Consider the following 1,093-nt stretch of genomic DNA (forward strand, 5'->3'; position numbering starts at 1 on the left):
CCGGGGCCGGCAGGTCCGCCGGGCGGGCGGCGGGGCGGCCTCGGCCCGCAGGGTCAGCCCCGCAGGGCGTAGAGACTGCCGTCGGAGTTCCCGACGAGGACGACGCCGCCCGCCACCGCGGCCGAGGAGAACACGTCCTCGCCGCCCTCGAACTGCCAGCGCAGGCCGCCCCCGGCGGCGTCGAGGGCGTAGACGTGGGCGTCGGAGGTGCCGATGTAGACCGTGCCCTCCGCCACGGCCGGGGAACGCACCGCCGCGTTGGCCGGGTAGACCCACCGCTGTTCGCCGGTGGCCACGGCGACCGCGTGCAGCCGGTCGTCCGAACTGCCCACGTACACCGTGTCGCCCGCCACCGCCGGATCGGCCCGCACCTTGTCCCCGGCCGCGTAGGACCATGCGCGTTCGCCCGTGGCCGCGTCGAGCGCGTACAGCGTCATGTCGTTGCTGCCGAAGAAGACCCGGCCGTTGGCCACCACCGGCGTGGAGAAGACCTCGCCGCCCGTGTCGTACGCCCAGCGCGGCTCGCCCGACGCGGAGTCCAGGGCGTGCAGCGTGCCGCCGGCAGTGCCCGCGTAGACCAGCCCGCCGCCCACCACCGGGGCGGAACGGACGGCACTGTCCGCGGCGAAGGTCCACAGCTGCTCGCCGTCGCCGGTGCGCAGCGCGCGCAGCATCCCGTCCTGGCTGCCCGCGTAGACGACTCCGCTGGTGACCGCCGGGGTGCGCACCGGACCGTCGGTCTCCAGCGACCACTTCTCCGCGCCGGTCCGGGTGTCCACCGCATACAGCCGGCTGTCCTGGCTGCCGGTGTAGGCGACGCCGTCCGCGACGCGCGGCGGGGAGACCACCGCGCCCTCGGTGCGGAACCGCCAGCGCTCTACGCCGTCGGCGATGCCGACGGCGTAGAGGTGGCCGTCGTCGCTGCCGAAGTAGGCCACCCCGGCGGCCACGGCCGCGGTGTGCGCGGGGCCGCCGGTGGGGAAGGCCCACAGCCGGGTGCCGGGCGCGGGCCGCCGGGTGACCTCGTCCCCGCCCGCCCCGTCGCCGGTTCCCGGCAGACCGGCGGCCCGCAGACCGGCCCAGCCGGCGCCCG

At 77.1% G+C, this 1,093-nt stretch carries 1 protein-coding gene; it reads right to left on the reverse strand.

Annotation, left to right across the window (positions count from 1 at the left end; all coding sequences use genetic code 11):
* Positions 1 to 53: 53 nt before the first annotated feature.
* A partial coding sequence (locus GQS09_RS28290) for a PQQ-binding-like beta-propeller repeat protein (RefSeq protein ID WP_165990352.1) occupies positions 54 to 1,093 on the reverse strand: 1,040 nt, incomplete at its 5' end.

The sequence above is a fragment of the Streptomyces sp. YIM 98790 genome (assembly GCF_011421595.1).
In the GTDB taxonomy this organism is placed as follows: Bacteria; Actinomycetota; Actinomycetes; order Streptomycetales; family Streptomycetaceae; genus Streptomyces.